This window comes from Vibrio owensii CAIM 1854 = LMG 25443 (genome assembly GCF_000817815.1).
GTDB lineage: Bacteria > Pseudomonadota > Gammaproteobacteria > Enterobacterales > Vibrionaceae > Vibrio > Vibrio owensii.
The window spans coordinates 147,222-164,543 of record NZ_JPRD01000011.1 but is presented as its reverse complement, the minus strand read 5'-3'; the positions used below and the strand labels follow the sequence as shown (position 1 = coordinate 164,543).

The following is a 17,322-nucleotide window of genomic DNA, read 5'->3' as shown; positions in this document are numbered from 1 at the left end:
TTAGTTATCAATCGTTTAGTTTAGGAGAAGCATAATGCCTCGCGTAAAACGTGGTGTACAAGCTCGTGCACGTCATAAGAAAGTTCTAAAACAAGCTAAAGGTTACTACGGTGCACGTTCACGTGTTTACCGCGTAGCTTTCCAAGCAGTTACTAAAGCTGGTCAATACGCTTACCGTGACCGTCGCGCTAAGAAACGTCAATTCCGTCAACTATGGATTGCACGTATCAACGCAGCATCTCGTCAAAATGGTCTATCTTACAGCCGTTTCATCAACGGTCTTAAGAAAGCATCTATCGAGATCGACCGTAAGATCCTAGCGGACATCGCAGTATTCGACAAAGCAGCATTTGCTGTTCTAGTTGAAAAAGCGAAAGCTGCTCTTTAATTAGCAGTTTAGGATTAAGAGAAGGAGAGCATTAGCTCTCCTTTTTTATTGCTTTCCGTTTCCCTTACCATAAACTCTCCCGTTTCCCGCTCATATCCCAACTCTGACTAAATCAGTTGCTCTAGTGGCTGGATTTGTTATTTTGCCTTTACTCATCAAATCACGGATAAGGAGCATCTGTGTTACCGAGCTATTGGGAATCAAAGCGTTTAATCTTTTCTACTTTTGATACAACACAGGCTGAGCTAGCCAAATCTCTATTCGATTCTAATCATCAAAAATTGGCTTATGACCATACTTTTCGTAATTGGCCAATTGCAGAATATCAAGCGCTGATTTCAAAGAGTTCTCTACTAAAAAATCCCGATGACCTCGAAGCTTTTTACCTCAGAAAAATATCGACACAAGAGGGGAAGCCGATAGGTTATATCCAAATCGAACTGAATTTTCCGTACAAAGGGTGTTTATGGATTCCTATGCTGTGTCTTATTCCTGACTATCAATGTAGAGGTTTAGGAAAAGAAATCGTCGATAGTGTATTGGACGTTGCTCTTGAGTATGCGTCTTTCAATAAAGCCATGCTAAACGTGTACGTTGAGAATACTGACGCTTTTCGCTTTTGGTTTAAGCAAGGCTTCAATCACATAGAGCAATTTGATGATACTGAGCATGAGTTAGGGCGCGAGTATCATTGCATTGTGCTCAGTAAAGGAATATCGCGTTAAATCATTCTGTTATCTACTTATGGTAGGGTTTATTAGGATTACAAACAAAAGGATTAGAAATGGACATTCGACAACTACAAGCGCATATAAAAGAGTTTGATCACGACCCGGAACAGAAACAGCATTATTTCCTCAAACTGATTGAAGAAGTGGGTGAGTTATCTGAATCGATTAGGAAAGACGCCACTGGACAACCGACAGAGAACACAATTAAAGGAACAATCGCGGAAGAACTCTACGACGTACTCTATTATGTTTGTGCATTAGCCAATGTTTATGAAATAGATTTGGAACAAACGCACGAAGTGAAAGAGATACTGAACAAACGAAAATACAACCGCTAGGGAAGGGGAGACAACATGGTTCAACGAATCAGTTACGAATTTTTGCCGCAAATTTCTGGTCCTTATGTTCATGCGACAAGACATTGTGAGACCTTGTATGTTTCAGGGCTGACAGCCATGGGTTCACCAAGTCAAAGTGAAAGCCTAATTGAGCAAACGAAAACGATTCTGTCTTACTTGTCGCAGATACTCACTGAAGAACAAAGAGAGAAACGCGATCTCGTCAAGCTGACGATATTTGTAACCGACATGAACCAATTGCCAGAGATCCGGTCGGTATTATTCGACTTCTATGAAGGGTATTTACCTGCTTGTTCTTTAGTCGAGGTGAGCCGTTTGATTCACCCCGACTTATCTATTGAGATTGAGGCAGTCATCTCATCTGAAGCATTGTAGAGAGGCTTTAATGAAAATAAACCGCTTGGATCACCTTGTACTGACCGTTAAAGACATTCAAACTACACTGGATTTCTATACACAAGTTCTCGGTATGGAAAGTGTTACTTTTGGGGAAGGACGTGTCGCTTTGGTATATGGACGACAAAAAATCAACCTTCATCAGCTTGGCAATGAATTTGAACCTAAGGCGAGTCAGGTGGCCTCTGGGAGTGCCGATTTGTGTTTTGTATGTGATACGCCAATTGCAAACGTGCTCTCCCATTTAGACTCCCATTCTATCGAGGTTATTGATGGCCCCGTTCAACGGACAGGTGCAATTGGTAACATCCTATCGGTTTACATTAGAGATCCAGATGGTAACTTAATTGAGTTATCTAACTATCTTACTGAGGTATAACATGATTTATTCAACAACCGAGACGATTCCTGGGCGAGAGATTGCTGAGATAAAAGGTGTTGTGACGGGAAATGTGGTTCAGTCAAAGCACATTGGACGTGATTTCATGGCTGGCTTAAAAAGCATTGTTGGTGGTGAGATTCGTGGCTACACCGAAATGATGACGGAAGCCCGAAATATTGCTATTCAACGAATGGTAGAGGATGCCGCGAACCTAGGAGCAGATGCTGTTGTCGGTATTCGTTTCACCACCAGTTCGATCGTTGATGGTTCTTCAGAGATTCTTGCATTTGGCACTGCAGTAAAGCTTGTTTAAGAGCGACTAGCCAGCGCGATGTGTTGCTAACTCATGATCAATAGAATGGGTTAGTAAGTTCCAACTCGATTATCCATTTTAAGTGAAACGCAGAATCTCGACAGTGATGTTCTGCGTTCGCATTTCTGACGCCTACCTAATGTTCCTACATACTCACCTTATTGATCCTGATCGTAGCGTTCGCAAAAAATAATAGATAGAGATTTAGCATATGTAATTTGAATAATTATGCATTTTAGGCTGCATGTTTTGTAGGGTAAATATTCTAAGTTTTTGTGATGTCTTAAGTCGGAAATACTCTGAGAAAACGCTCAAGTTAGTAGTTAATGCGACGAATAGCATGTTGATTAACATGTTTATAATCTATTTTGATAACAACTTATAATGAAACTGAATGCATTTTAAGTGCCAGTATTAACATCATAAATGTGAATGAAAGTATATTAATTCAAAGTTTTCTTATAAAAATATGAACTTATGCCTTGCGAAGTGAATCTAAATTGTTACAAATACAATACAGCTGTAACATTGCCATAAGGAATTGTAGATGAGAGAACTCACTCCCGAGTACTTGTTAGCCGCATTACGACAAGCGATAAAAACTAAAGGGCTAACATATCGAGAGTTATCTGAGAAAATGGGCATGCCGTTGTCCACTTTTAAACGTCATTTAACTAGTACTAACCTTGCTCTAGATAAGCTACTCGAATATTGCCGCGCGGTTGACTGCACCCTCGATGAATTGCAGAAGCTGGCAAATCAACTTCAAGCTGAGGATCAAGATTACTTTAGCCACACGCAAGACGAAGTCTTTTTCCAATTTCCTCATCTTTACGATTTTTATCGAGAGTTACGGATGCTTCGTGGGAAAGACGGCTATACCATCCTAATGAAAAAGTATGACCTCTCGAAACAAAGTATGTCGGACTATTTAGGCGCGCTAGAATTACTTGATCTGGTTTATGTTGATGGAGAAAACAACATTACGCTGCATGGTCCGCTTTACTACAGCTATGCTGAAAACTCGAAGCTTAACGACAAGTACACAGAGATCATCAAGGATCAAACGACCACGCACGAGAAGTGTGTTCGAGTCGCTTTGTCTCGCATGAAAATCACAGAAGAACAACTGCTTATCTTGGAAGAACAGGTCGCGAATACTGTGCTTGATTTTCATTCAAAAAATGTAGTGGCAGAGAACTTTAACGTATCCGATTTTACCAATGTCCTTTTGATTGCAGGCCCACATCAGCCCGTTACTTTTTCAGATGGTATCGTTCAAACAGAGACAAACTTTATTGATGATATTCGTTATGCGATAGCATCCGCAGGGGATAAGCCGAGTCTCTCGATATAATCTCTAGTTATTTTTAATGATTTATAAATTCATCCTTGAAATGTTTATTTGTTGAACTATTATGACGAAGTGTCAATTATGACGATTCGTCAGAAATGTGATGTCGTTTCTGCAAACCATATTCGTGTTACACTTCATTTGGGTTACACAGGGATACGGAACAGGGAAATATGTTTAACTTTGGCTGCAAGAAAAATGACAAACAAGAAGGGTGTCGTGTGGTTTCTGGTTTGACTAAGAAACAACAAGCGATCGCCGATCGTGAGGTGGAGTTGATCCAACTTGCAAAGTCATTGGTTCAAGAGCAGGGGTTTGCGAATCTCACCATGGATAAGCTGACCGCCGCAAGCCCTTACTCAAAAGGGACAATCTACAACCATTTCTGCAGCAAAGAAGATGTGATTCTCGCGCTTTGTATCCATTCTCTAAAAAGTGAGGCGGTGTTTTTTGAACGCACGGCCAACTTTGATGGCAATACTCGTGAGAAGATCATTGCAATGCATGTGGGCTACCGAATCTACGCTCGCATGGAGCCTGTCTTATCGACGTGCGCAATTGTTGCTAAAACCCCTTGGGTGATTGAGAAAGCCTCTCCGGCCCGCCTAAATGAATTGAATAAGCTTGAAGAGGAAGTGATTTCTGGTGCGGATGCATTAGTGAACCATGCGGTAGAAGTTGGAGATTTAAAATTCTCACCCGCAGTAGGCTCTGATGCCATTGTATTCGCAAACTGGTCTATTGCTTTTGGTTCTAATGCGCTTGCGCAAAATGCGTCAAACAGTCGATGCATACAGCGCTTGCAAGACCCTTTCTCAGTGCTCCATAACGCCAATATGTTACTTGACGGTTTGGGCTGGTTACCGCTCTCAACTGAGTGGGATTACCGCAAAACCTGGCGTCGAGTAGAGCAGGAATTATTCAGTGAAGAACTTGCTTATCTTGACTCAGTCAATCGTTAAGTAAGCAACAAGCCAATCAAACCAGCGGATTGGCTTTTTAATCACACTATTTGACGGATCGTCAATAACGATGATTTTTACACCAATACCTCTAATTAAATCGGTGTAGAGATCGCGTTAGAAACGTATCTGGAATTAGAGAACAGCATAAGCTGCTTTTTTAACTCCGTTTTATGACGAAACGTCACAAAGGGAGAGTGTGATGAAACACCACCAAGCTCAACAAGCTTCCTCTGCTCAATGGGGGAAGATTCCAACCAAGTACAGTATATGGGTACTACTGGCCACAGTATTACTCGTTGTTATCGCGACAATAGGAGGAAAGAACCTTTATTTTCGTGGTGACTACAATATCTTCTTTGATGGTACCAATAAGCAGTTATTGGCGTTCGATGAAATTCAAACTACTTTTGCTAAAACAGACAATCTCGCCATTGTCGTTGCACCAGCCAGCAACGACGTCTTCACTCCGGAAATCCTCCAACTTATACAAAGCCTCACCGTCGATTCGTGGCAAGTGCCTTATTCCAGTCGTGTTGACTCTATCGCCAACTACCAACATACCGAAGCGTTTGAAGACGATCTTCTCGTCGAGGATTTGTTGTATGAAGACTATGAACTAACCCCTGAACGCATCGCTAAAGTCAAAAGCATTGCGTTGTCAGAACCTGTATTGAAAAGCGCTTTGATTTCAGAAAAAGGGGACGTAACGGTTGTGAACATTACTGTTCAGCTGCCAGAATTAGACAAGACGGCCGAAGTGCAAGAGGTGATGTCTCATATCAGCGCAATGCTAGAGCGTTACCAAGAGAAGTACCCAAATGTTGAGTTTCATAAAGCAGGCATTATCGCCATGAACTATGCGTTTATGACGGCGGCGCAAGAAGACAGTTCGACGCTGGTGCCAACCATGCTGTTAGTGATTTTGGTGTTTTTGACCATTATGCTGCGCTCATTCTTGAGTGTCGTCGCCACCTTGATCGTTATCATCGGCTCAGTCATGGCGACAATGGGGCTTTCTGGTTGGGCGGGCATGTTCTTGAGCACTGCAACGGTCAACGTGCCAACACTGGTTATGACGCTCGCCGTTGCGGATTGTGTGCATGTCATCACCACCATGCGCCACTCGATGCAAAATGGCTTTAGCAAAGCGCATTCTATCGAGAGAAGTATTTCACTTAACTTCATGCCAATTCTGATCACTTCAGTGACCACAGCTATCGGCTTTTTGATGATGAATATGTCCGATTCTCCGGTATTGAGAGACTTCGGCAACTTGTCAGCGTTAGGCGTAATGATCGCATGCTTCCTTTCTATCACGCTTCTTCCTGCCTTGCTGAAGTTGCTTCCTATCAATGTTAAGCAAACGCCTTCGAACGGAAAGTCTGACTTTATGGATAAACTGGGCGACTTTGTTGTTACACATCGCAAAGCGTTACTGCCTGCATCTGTTTTGGTTATTGCAGTCAGCGCGAGTTTGATTCCTTTGAATCGCGTCAATGATGAATCCGTCAAGTACTTCGATAACCGCAGTGATTTTCGTCAAGCTGCCGACTTTATGGAAGCGCGCATCAGTGGCATGACCAACATCAGTATTGCGATTAAAACTAACGAATCACAAGGGATTGCAGATCCGGTGTTTCTCAATGCTATTGGTGGGTTTACGGACTGGCTGCGAGTTCAACCTGAAACTGACCATGTTGCGACGCTAGCGGATGTTTATAAACGTCTCAACAAGAACATGCATGGCGACGATGAAAGCTACTACGCATTACCACAAAATCGTGAACTGGCTGCGCAGTATCTGTTGCTTTATGAGATGTCCTTGCCGTATGGGCTCGACCTAAACAACCAAATCAATGTTGATAAATCGTCAATTAAAATGGTCCTCACCGTCGATAACTTAGGCAGTGTTGAATTGGTTGCTCTTGAGAATCGTATCTATGCGTGGTTTGCTGACAATGCCCCTCAATATGAAGTAGTTGCTTCGAGCCCTTCTTTGATGTTCGCCCACATTGGTGAGACCAACATGGCGAGTATGCTCTCTACTTTACCTATTACATTAGTGCTCATTTCCACATTGCTTATTTTTGCGCTTCGCTCTCTCAAACTTGGTTTGATCAGCTTGGTGCCAAACATCGCCCCCGCCGTGATTGGCTTTGGTCTCTGGGCGCTTATTTCAGGTGAAATTAACCTCGGGCTATCTGTTGTTGTCACATTGACGCTCGGGATTGTGGTCGATGATGCTGTTCACTTCCTCTCTAAATATCAACGTGCCCGAAAAGAAGGCCAAACCGCTGAGCAAGCAGTGCGTTACGCCTTCCATACTGTTGGGCGTGCGCTCTGGATTACGACTGTCGTTTTAGTTGCTGGTTTCTCAGTGTTGGCCATGTCGAGCTTCCGTTTGAATGCTGACATGGGGCAACTCAGTGCGATAGTCATCTTTATCGCTTTAGTAGTGGACTTCTTATTCTTACCGACTTTGCTGATGCTGTTTGATAAGGCCGCTTACTCACAAAACATAGGGACGAAAAAAACACCTTCAGAATCAGAGAAAAACGTTACGGCGACACCGTTGTAATCGAGAAACGAACTTCAGGAATTAAGACAAGGAACACATGATGAAACTAGTTAAAACACCATTCAAAGTCGCCGCGTTATCGGTTTCACTTTTGCTTTCGTCTTTTGCGTGGGCAGATGAAGCAAAAGGATTAGAGATTGCACAGGAGCGCAAAGCTCGTGATGAAGGTTGGGGGGATTCGGTGGCAACCATGCAAATGATCCTTCGCAATGCACAAGGGGAGAGCAGTACGCGTTTGATGCGCTTGAAATCACTTGAGGTTGCTGATGATGGTGACAAAGGGTTGACCATTTTTGATGAGCCTCGTGATGTAAAAGGCACTGCCTTCCTCAACCATTCTCATACAGTCGGTGCTGATGACCAATGGCTCTACCTGCCAGCTCTTAAGCGTGTAAAACGTATTGCTTCACGCAATAAATCCGGTCCGTTTATGGGCAGTGAGTTTGCTTATGAAGACCTGAGCTCATTCGAGATTGAAAAATACCGTTTCAATTACCTAAAAGATGAAACGGTGAATGACCAAGAGACGTTTGTGTTAGAGCAAATCCCAACAGATAAAAACTCCGGTTACACCAAGCAGGTGGTTTGGTTGGACAAGGCGCACTATCGTCCTCTGAAAGTAGAATTTTATGACCGCAAAGGCGCGTTGCTAAAAACACTCTTATTCTCCGACTACAAACAATATCTGAATCAATACTGGCGCGCTCACACCATGGCGATGATGAATCACCAAACAGGCAAAAGTACGGAGCTGACGACCAGCGAATTGACGTTCCAGACTGGTTTGAAAGACAACGATTTCAACAAAAACGTCCTTAAGCGCGTTAAGTAGGGAGGTTGAATGACTAGGGCAATCGCTGCAAGCCGAACCTTGGCTGGCATTACGGCAATGCTGTGTTCTTCGCCTTTGTTTGGCGTTGAACTAGCGGGGCAGGTCAATATCGAGCATCGTCAGTTTTTCTCTGACGGTGCTCAGGGGCAAGACAAAGGGCAAACATCACTTGTATTGCAACCCGAGCTTTATTGGGATCTGCAAGACGGTGATGCGAGTTTCACTTTCACGCCTTTTTATCGCTGGGATAGCATGGATGATGAGCGCACCCATGGTGATATTCGAGAAGCTTTATATTTAACCTATTGGGATGATTACGAACTCCGAGTTGGCATCAGTAAGGTGTTTTGGGGCGTCACAGAGTCTGCGCACTTGGTTGATGTTGTAAACCAAATTGATGCGATAGAGGCGGTTGATGGAGAAGATAAGCTCGGCCAACCTATGGTTCATTTTACCTCTATCAAAGAGTGGGGGACGGTGGATGCGATGGTATTGCCCTATTTTCGTGAGCGAACATTTGCAGGTAAAGATGGACGTTTGAGGATTGATCCTGTTGTCTCTGATGATGCGCTGTATGAATCTAGCCGAGAAGAAAAGCATGTGGATGTCGCTTTTCGGTACGCACAAATGTTCGGCGATTGGGATGTAGGTTTAAGCTATCTCTACGGAACAAACCGTGACCCGTATTTTCGGTTTGATCAAGGAGAGTTAAAACCTTACTACGCCCTAATGAGCCATGTTGGGCTGGATGTTCAAGGCATCGTGAGCGATTGGTTATGGAAGCTAGAGAGTGTCTACCGCGATAGCTTCGACAATCATGTCGGCGTCGTGACGGGTTTTGAATACACGATAGTAGGCGCTTTTGATACGGTATGGGACGTAGGCATTATTGGTGAGTATCTCTATGATAGCCGTGGTAACAATGCGCAAAACATCGGTCAAAATGATGTCTTTGCAGGCATTCGTTTAGCACTCAATGACGAAGATGGCACAGAAATTCTTACGGGTATAACGCAAGATCTCGACAACTCCGATGTGTACAACGCAAAACTTGAGGCTTCCAGCCGCATTTCAAATCATTTCAAGTGGCAAATCGATGCTTGGTTGTTTAAAAATGACACGCCAACGGAACTGCTTTATTTCGCACGGGACGACGACTTTATCGAACTCTCTATCCAGTATTATTTTTAAATTGGTAGATAAACTAATCGAAAAGTTGGAGGCAAGTAGATCCACGTCATTATTTTGACTGACTGCTAAAGCGTTAAGGAAGATTTGTCGATACTATTCCTTATGTTTGTTGTGGTATTGATAGTTGTATATAAGCAACTATCAATACTCACTGGTTTTACTCAGGAGTAGTAGCGTTGAATTCATTTCGTTGGGACACATATTTCGAAACTGGAATCGAACAAGTTGATGAGCAACACCAGTATTTAGTCGGCTTCATCAATAAGTACGGCGAACTTTTGGCGCAAAACAGCATCTCCCTGACCGATATTCAAGTCGCATTGTTTGATCTTTCTCGTTATGCAGAGTTTCACTTCAAAGAAGAAGAGAACTTGATGCGCGAAGTGGGGATCTATCCTGAGCATCTACAGAAACATATCCAAGTCCATCGTGCGTTTATGAGCGATATCATCAGCATGCAAAGCTTCATCAATGAAGAAAATAAGCGTGCGGCCGAACAGTTGCTGGATTTCCTTATTCATTGGCTGGCGTACCACATTCTTGGCATCGATCAGAATATGTCCAAACAAGTGGCGGCGATTCAATCCGGCATGTCTCCAAAAGCAGCGTATGAAGAGCAAGAAAAACAAGCCAATGCTTCAACAGAACCGCTCCTTGACGCGCTAAATGCGCTATTTTCACAAGTCTCGGAGCGAAATCGAGAGCTACTCAAGTTGAACCTAGTTCTAGAGGAAAAAGTGGACGAAAGGACGAAGCAGTTATCGAATGCAAATAAACAGCTAGAAGCCTTGTCCTTAACTGACTCATTAACTCAGTTACCGAATCGTAGAAGCGCGGTAAAAACGCTTAAGAAATTGTGGAAAGATGAGGACGCCAAAGACCTGCCTTTGGTTTGCATCATGATCGATGCGGATTACTTCAAACAAGTGAATGATACCTGCGGCCATGAAGCAGGGGATTTAGTTCTAACCGAACTCGCACAAGCATTGAAGCACTACTTCCGCAGTGATGACATTGTGTGTCGTTTAGGCGGCGATGAGTTTTTCGTGATTTGCCCAGATACAGGATTAGAGGGTGGTTTGCATGTGGCAGAAGCAGTGAGAAAGCAGGTCTCCCATATGCTTGTTCCTACTTCATTCGAACCTTGGCGAGGGAGCATCAGTGTTGGTGTTGCAGAGCGTCGAGAAAATATGGAAACCTACACGGATTTAATTCGGGTTGCCGATGAGGGCGTTTACTTGGCAAAACAAAACGGTAAAAACCGAGTTCAAACCGTACAAAAACTCACGCCTTTAAACTAGATTACTTCTCATATTCAATCGCCAAGGAAAACCGGCTTCTTTTCTCGCTTGATAAGAACAATACCAGTGACTTTCTTTGGCCTCTTATGCAAAAACAACCTCGATAAAATGGGCGTTATTCCTAGACAACGCTGCTTTTTTTACGTTTTTGTGTTCTTTTTATTCAATAACCTCTTCTTTTCATAATTCAATTTGGCTTTGGTGGCGCGTTTGGCTACTATGTACAGCTATCAAAAAACCAATCACTCCCTTATGGATACTACCAATAGGTAGATGAGGAAACGATGCAACATCTAGAAGAGATCATTGCTAACGCGAGTGCAGCAATTGAAGCTGCAGAATCGCTAGTCGTACTTGATGAAGTGCGTGTTCAGTATCTAGGTAAAAAAGGTGAGCTAACTGCTCAACTTCAAAGCCTAGGTAAACTACCACCAGAAGAGCGCCGTGAAGCTGGTCAAGAGATCAACAAAGCGAAAGGCGTAGTTCAGCAAGCTATCGCAGCTCGTAAAGATGCACTACAACGTGCAGAGCTAGAAGCGAAGCTAGCAGCAGAAACGATCGACGTGACACTACCAGGTCGTCGTATCGAGAACGGTGGTCTACACCCAGTTACTCGTACTGTTGAGCGTATTGAGAAGTTCTTTGGCGAACTTGGCTTTAACACAGAGTCTGGTCCAGAAATCGAAGATGCATTCCACAACTTTGATGCACTAAACATCGCAGCTGATCACCCAGCGCGTACTGACCACGATACTTTCTTCTTCAACCCAGATTTGATGCTTCGTACTCACACGTCAGGCGTACAGATCCGTACGATGGAAAATGGTAAACCACCATTCCGTTTCATCGCACCAGGCCGTGTATACCGTAACGACTACGACCAAACGCACACGCCAATGTTCCACCAAGTGGAAGGCATGTTGGTTGATGAGAACGTGAACTTCGCACAGCTGAAAGGCATCCTGCACGATTTCCTATGTAACTTCTTCGAAGAAGAAGTGGAAGTACGTTTCCGCCCATCTTACTTCCCATTCACTGAGCCTTCAGCAGAAGTTGACGTGAAAGGCAAAAACGGTAAATGGCTAGAAGTACTAGGCTGCGGTATGGTTCACCCGAACGTACTACGTAGTGTAGGCATCGACCCTGAAAAATACTCTGGTTTCGCATTCGGTATGGGTGTTGAGCGTCTAACAATGCTTCGTTACGGCGTAAACGACCTACGTGCGTTCTTCGAGAACGATCTTCGTTTCCTAAAACAGTTCAAGTAATCCAGGGGATAAATCACTATGAAATTCAGCGAATCATGGCTTCGTGAGTGGGTTAGTCCTTCGATTACCACTGACGAACTAACTCACCAAATTACAATGGCGGGTCTAGAAGTTGATGACGTGCTACCTGTAGCAGGTTCGTTCAACGGCGTTAAAGTTGGTCACGTTGTTGAATGTGGTCAACACCCAGATGCAGACAAACTGCGCGTAACTAAAGTTGACGTGGGTGGAGAAGAGCTTCTAGACATCGTTTGTGGCGCACACAACTGTCGCCAAGGTCTGAAAGTAGCAGTAGCAACAGTTGGTGCTGTTCTTCCAGGCGATTTCAAAATCAAAAAAGCGAAACTACGTGGCCAACCATCTCACGGCATGCTTTGTTCATTCACTGAACTAGGTATCGACGTTGAGTCAGACGGCATCATGGAACTAGCAGAAGACGCAGTAATCGGTACCGATTTCCGTGAATTCCTAGGTCTAGACGACGTAACAGTAGACGTAGACCTAACAGCAAACCGCGCTGACTGTTTCAGCATCCGTGGTCTAGCTCGTGAAGTTGGCGTACTAAACCGCGCTGACGTAACTGAGCCATCAGTAGAAGCAGTAGCGGCTTCAATCGAAGACAAAGTGTCTATCGAAGTGAAAGCGCCAGCTGCGTGTCCACGTTACCTAGGTCGCGTTGTTAAGAACGTAAACGTTCAAGCTGAAACGCCACTATGGATGCAAGAGAAACTGCGTCGTTGTGGTATTCGCTCTATCGACCCTGTAGTAGACATCACTAACTACGTTCTTCTAGAGCAAGGTCAACCAATGCACGCATTCGATCTAGCGAAGATCGAAGGTGGCATCGTAGTTCGTATGGCTGAGCAAGGTGAGAAGCTAACACTTCTTGACGGCAGCGAAGCAGAGCTAAACGCAGATACATTAGTAGTAGCTGACCACAACAAAGCACTTGCAATCGCAGGTATCTTTGGTGGTGAAGAGTCTGGTGTAACAACTGAGACTAAAGACGTTCTACTAGAGTGTGCATTCTTTGCACCTGACCACATCCGTGGTCGCGCTCGTAGCTACGGTCTGCACACTGATTCTTCAATGCGTTTCGAGCGTGGTGTGGATTACGCACTACAAGTGAGCGCAATGGAGCGTGCAACTCAGCTTCTAGTTGAGATCTGTGGTGGTGAAGTAGCACCTGTTGTTGCAGTAGAGTCTGAAGCAGACCTACCTAAGCCAAACAAAGTTGCTCTACGTCGCACTAAACTAGACAACCTACTAGGTCACCACATCGCTGATGCTGACGTAGTAGAAATCCTAGAGCGCCTAGGCCTGACTGTTGAAGCTTCAGAAGAAGGTTGGATGGCAGTAGCACCAACATGGCGTTTCGATATCGCTATCGAGCAAGACCTGATTGAAGAAGTTGGCCGTATCTACGGTTACGACAACATTCCTAACCAACACCCAGCTGCAGCACTTAAGATGCACAACCACGTTGAAGCGGATCTTCCACTGAAACGTGTTCGTGATCTTCTTGTTGACCGTGGTTACCACGAAGCAATTACATACAGCTTCGTTGAGCCTGAGCAACAAAAACTAGTTGTACCTGGTGTTGAGCCTCTAGTGCTTCCAAACCCAATTTCTGCAGACATGTCAGCAATGCGTCTTGGCCTTATCCAAGGTCTGCTGAACACGGTTGTTCACAACCAGAAGCGTCAACAGCCACGCGTTCGTCTATTCGAATACGGCCTACGTTTCATCCCATGTGAATCTGCAGAAAACGGCATGCGCCAAGAGCCTATGCTTGCAGGTGTTATTGCTGGTACTCGCGGTGAAGAGCACTGGGATATCGAAACTAACACTGTTGATTTCTTCGACCTTAAGGGCGATCTAGAAGCAATTCTAGAGCTATCTGCGAACGAAAAAGCGTACTCTTTCGCTGCAGCTAAGCACCCAGCACTTCACCCAGGTCAATCTGCGGCAATCATCGTAGACGGCAAAGAAGTAGGCGTGATCGGTACCGTTCACCCTGAGCTTGAGCGTAAGTTCGGTCTAAACGGTCGTACTATCGTATTCGAAATCGAATGGTCTGCAATCAACAGCAAAGTGATCCCAGAAGCGGTAGCGCTTTCTAAGTTCCCTTCAAACCGTCGTGATATCGCGGTAGTGGTGGATGAAGCTGTTGCATCTGGTGACATCGTTAACGCTTGTCTAGAGCAAGGTGGCGAGTTCCTTAAAGATGCGAAACTGTTCGACGTTTACGTAGGTAAAGGCGTTGAAGAAGGTAAGAAGAGCCTAGCAATCGCTCTGACTCTACAGTCACTTGAGCGTACGCTTGAAGATGCAGATATCGCTGGTGCGGTTGACGCTATCGTTGCTCACGTTTCTGAGAAGTTTGGTGCGTCTCTACGTGACTAATCTCGCGTAACGTATTTTCTCAAGAAATGAAAACCCTGCCAGCTCGGCAGGGTTTTTTGTATTTTGGGAATAGGGAATAGGGAATAGGGAATAGGGAATAGCTAGAGCCAAATTGTCTCCACTTTTATCCTCTCACCTTCAAAGCAAATCTTATTCACACCAATTCTTTCACTTCGGTTGTATTCGTCAATACTGTGGTCAAAGCCATAAGCGGTCGCGGGTGCCATATGTTGAGTCACACCTTGCTGCGATATAGTCAGCGCATCGTGTCCATGTCCGCAAATTACATCTTGAACTCGATGCTTTGCCAAAAGCGCAAGTAAGCTTGCGTCGTTCTCCAAGCAAATCGCTTTCATCCAATCCGAACCGACAGGAATAATAGGGTGGTGGACAACTACAATCGGGTTGGCGACGTGGCGAAGCTGTTTAGTTAAGACTGCTAAACCAAGGTTATCAACTCGGCCAGAGCCTAAAGGATGTCGCTTATCCAATGGTTTTGCACTTGAGTTCAAAAATATAATCTCTCGTCCATGGAGCTTGGCTTTATTGACAGCGGCGATACAACTTCCACGCAGTTCTTGTTTCATCAGTTCATGGTCATCATGATTACCAGCGATGGCGAAGATACGCTTGTTTCGGGTGTGTTGTTCTATGAAGTTGACTAGACTGAGGTAAGCGCCAGGTTGAGGATTGCAACACAGATCGCCAGTGAGAAAAAGGGTATCGCAGGATGAATCATTTTGAGCACACAACAGCGCTTTGCGCAGGTTTTCAAAGCTAGATGGATCGCTTAAGTGACAATCGCTGATCTGGAAAATCGACTTCATGGAATTTCGCAATGTAACGTTTGGTTGAATGGTTTCAGTGTAACACTTAACCTATTGGTTTTAATAGTAAACCTCTACGTTGCTTATTACCGCTTTGTAAGAAAGGTAGATCTAAATCTTCCACTGATTAATTAGATTTTTTAGGGAACGTTCTCAAATGTGAAAAACAGCGTAGCAGCTAACGAGAACTTAAGTACTAAGCCATAAATTAAAAGATGCTTTAGAGCGTTAGGTTGATCACGGTTTTTGTTGTCTATGATCCGCTGTTATCTATGAATTCGTTATTTGATATGTTATTTTTGCAAACGTTCCCAACTTGAGTTTTAGGTTAAAGTAAATGTCGTTAGCACCATACATTGCCGTTTGTGGGGGAGTTGAAAACATCTCTCGCGTTTTGATTCCTGATTCAGACCTTATTTTTGAAGTGCGTGAACACACGCTAATTCAAGACTCTGAGCTGATTGAGCAGCTACAAGAAGTTCAGGGAAAAATGCAAGTGAGATTTGTGCGCTCAGATTCTGTCAGTGCGGAAGCATTACTTCAGCTAGGAGAGAGGATCGCCAAAGAACAAGCGAAACGCTTTGAATCACTTCAAGAGCCTGTTGAATGTGAGCACCGTCCCTTATGGCATATAACGCCACCACGAGGTTTGCTTAACGACCCAAATGGTTTTGTGTTCCACAATGGCCAATACCACGTGTTTTACCAATGGTATCCGTATGGGTGCGAACACAAAGATAAGCATTGGGCACATTTAACCAGTACTGACTTGATCAACTGGGAATGGCAACCCGTTGCGCTCACACCTTCAGATTGGTTCGATAGTCATGGTGTATTTTCTGGTCATGCGCTTAGCCAAGAAAACGAATTGATGTTGTTCTACACAGGCAATACACGAATTGGGCCGCAACGAGATCGTCATACAACCCAGTGCTTAGCGACTTCAACTGACGGTGTGAACTTCGTTAAGCATGGTCCGGTGATTGGTGAACTACCTCCTGGTGTAGCACCACACATCCGCGACCCTAAGGTGATTCGTCACGATAACCAGTGGCTAATGCTATTGGGTGCGCAGACGGAAGAGCTAAAAGGGCGCCTAGCGATTTACAAATCTGACGACTTATATCAATGGACGTTTGACGGTTTGTATGGCGATGAGTTTGGTGATTTCGGATATATGTGGGAATGTCCGGACATGTTCAATTTGTCTGAGCAGAGCTTTGTTGTAATTGGCCCGCAAGGCATTCCTTCGTTTTCCGAATACAACTCAATTCCTCACCATAATGGCATTGTGAAGGCAAAGTGGAATGAAAAAGATGGCCTTCAGTTGAGCGAATTCCAACACCTCGATTTTGGTTTTGATTTTTACGCGCCACAAACCATGCTTACGCCAGATGGTCGCCGTGTTATGTGTGGCTGGATGGGATTACCAGATGAAATCGATCAACCGAGTTCAGACAATGGCTGGGTACATCAACTGACGACAATGCGTGAAATGAACTTCCGTGATGGCAAGCTGTATCAATATCCAATTCATGAGCTTGAATCGCTAATTGAATCCACAAACGAATTTGTATTGAATTCCGATGGTATGGATATCGGAGCGAAGTCTTTCGATTTAACTATCACGTTGGAGTGGGGAGACGAGTTATGCCTCTTCGAAAATACAACGCAAAAACTGACGATAAAAGCGGATGACGTTGAGCGTCGATTGATCTTAGATCGTTCTAAAACATTGAATCGAGCACAAGATACGGTTCGCGAGTTACCGCTAGAGTCTGGCAAGATTGAACTGCGTATCTTAGCGGATACTTCTTCTGTTGAAGTGTTTGTTAACGGTGGTGAAGCGGTGATGACGTCGCGTGTGTTTACTGATGTCGATGCGACACGTTTGTCTTTACAAGGCGGAGAGCGAGAAGCAACTCTGCATTATTTGAAAGCGGCAGCAGCGCCTTTCCAAAACGTTTAATTCTAAAAACGACAAATTAAAAAAATCCCCGCAATTGCGGGGATTTCTATTTTATTACCTAA

The 17,322-nt window shown here is 44.3% G+C and carries 16 protein-coding genes; 15 read left to right on the top strand and 1 reads right to left on the bottom strand.

Annotated features, from left to right (window positions below; all coding sequences use genetic code 11):
* Positions 1–34 precede the first annotated feature (34 nt).
* From rplT to pheT, 14 genes are all read left to right on the top strand, one after another.
* Positions 35–388 (top strand): 50S ribosomal protein L20, encoded by a 354-nt coding sequence (rplT, locus tag H735_RS05900; RefSeq protein WP_004727974.1) that lies wholly within the window; start codon positions 35–37, stop codon positions 386–388.
* A 179-nt stretch (positions 389–567) separates the two neighbouring features.
* Positions 568–1,113 carry a GNAT family N-acetyltransferase gene (locus H735_RS05895; protein WP_020194860.1) on the top strand — a complete coding sequence of 182 codons (546 nt, stop codon included), beginning with the start codon at positions 568–570 and terminating at the stop codon, positions 1,111–1,113.
* A 59-nt stretch (positions 1,114–1,172) separates the two neighbouring features.
* Complete coding sequence (locus H735_RS05890; protein WP_020194859.1) at positions 1,173–1,457, top strand: MazG nucleotide pyrophosphohydrolase domain-containing protein; 285 nt, start codon at positions 1,173–1,175, stop codon at positions 1,455–1,457.
* A 15-nt stretch (positions 1,458–1,472) separates the two neighbouring features.
* Positions 1,473–1,853 (top strand): RidA family protein, encoded by a 381-nt coding sequence (locus tag H735_RS05885; RefSeq protein WP_009705879.1) that lies wholly within the window; start codon positions 1,473–1,475, stop codon positions 1,851–1,853.
* 10 nt (positions 1,854–1,863) lie between these two features.
* A complete protein-coding gene (locus tag H735_RS05880) occupies positions 1,864–2,253 on the top strand; it encodes a VOC family protein (protein ID WP_020194858.1) in 390 nt (129 codons plus the stop codon).
* 1 nt (position 2,254) lies between these two features.
* Positions 2,255–2,569, top strand: coding sequence for a heavy metal-binding domain-containing protein (locus H735_RS05875; RefSeq protein ID WP_005443150.1), 315 nt, complete (start codon positions 2,255–2,257; stop codon positions 2,567–2,569).
* Positions 2,570–3,116: 547 nt separating this feature from the next.
* Positions 3,117–3,926 (top strand): helix-turn-helix domain-containing protein, encoded by an 810-nt coding sequence (locus H735_RS05870; protein ID WP_020194857.1) that lies wholly within the window; start codon positions 3,117–3,119, stop codon positions 3,924–3,926.
* A gap of 170 nt (positions 3,927–4,096) precedes the next feature.
* Positions 4,097–4,885, top strand: coding sequence for a TetR/AcrR family transcriptional regulator (locus H735_RS05865; protein WP_009705882.1), 789 nt, complete (start codon positions 4,097–4,099; stop codon positions 4,883–4,885).
* Positions 4,886–5,087: 202 nt separating this feature from the next.
* Positions 5,088–7,466 (top strand): efflux RND transporter permease subunit, encoded by a 2,379-nt coding sequence (locus H735_RS05860; RefSeq protein ID WP_020194856.1) that lies wholly within the window; start codon positions 5,088–5,090, stop codon positions 7,464–7,466.
* Positions 7,467–7,506: 40 nt separating this feature from the next.
* The gene (locus H735_RS05855) at positions 7,507–8,298 is read left to right on the top strand and encodes an outer membrane lipoprotein-sorting protein (protein WP_020194855.1); all 792 of its coding nucleotides are present in this window, start codon (positions 7,507–7,509) and stop codon (positions 8,296–8,298) included.
* A gap of 9 nt (positions 8,299–8,307) precedes the next feature.
* Positions 8,308–9,489: a hypothetical protein gene (locus H735_RS05850; RefSeq protein ID WP_020194854.1), complete on the top strand. Its 1,182-nt coding sequence runs from the start codon at positions 8,308–8,310 to the stop codon at positions 9,487–9,489.
* Between the two features lie 176 nt (positions 9,490–9,665).
* Positions 9,666–10,790, top strand: a complete 1,125-nt coding sequence (locus H735_RS05845) for a GGDEF domain-containing protein (protein ID WP_020194853.1) — start codon at positions 9,666–9,668, stop codon at positions 10,788–10,790.
* A 284-nt stretch (positions 10,791–11,074) separates the two neighbouring features.
* A complete protein-coding gene (pheS, locus tag H735_RS05840; RefSeq protein WP_005439802.1) occupies positions 11,075–12,058 on the top strand; it encodes a phenylalanine--tRNA ligase subunit alpha in 984 nt (327 codons plus the stop codon).
* Between the two features lie 18 nt (positions 12,059–12,076).
* Entirely contained in the window at positions 12,077–14,464 is a 2,388-nt protein-coding gene (pheT, locus tag H735_RS05835; protein WP_020194852.1) for a phenylalanine--tRNA ligase subunit beta, read from the top strand.
* 101 nt (positions 14,465–14,565) lie between these two features.
* Here pheT and H735_RS05830 read toward each other — a convergent pair whose 3' ends face one another.
* Positions 14,566–15,291, bottom strand: a complete 726-nt coding sequence (locus H735_RS05830; protein ID WP_020194851.1) for a metallophosphoesterase family protein — start codon at positions 15,289–15,291, stop codon at positions 14,566–14,568.
* A 337-nt stretch (positions 15,292–15,628) separates the two neighbouring features.
* Between H735_RS05830 and H735_RS05825 the strand changes: the two genes are divergently transcribed.
* Entirely contained in the window at positions 15,629–17,260 is a 1,632-nt protein-coding gene (locus tag H735_RS05825) for a glycoside hydrolase family 32 protein (protein ID WP_020194850.1), read from the top strand.
* The last annotated feature ends 62 nt before the right edge of the window (positions 17,261–17,322 follow it).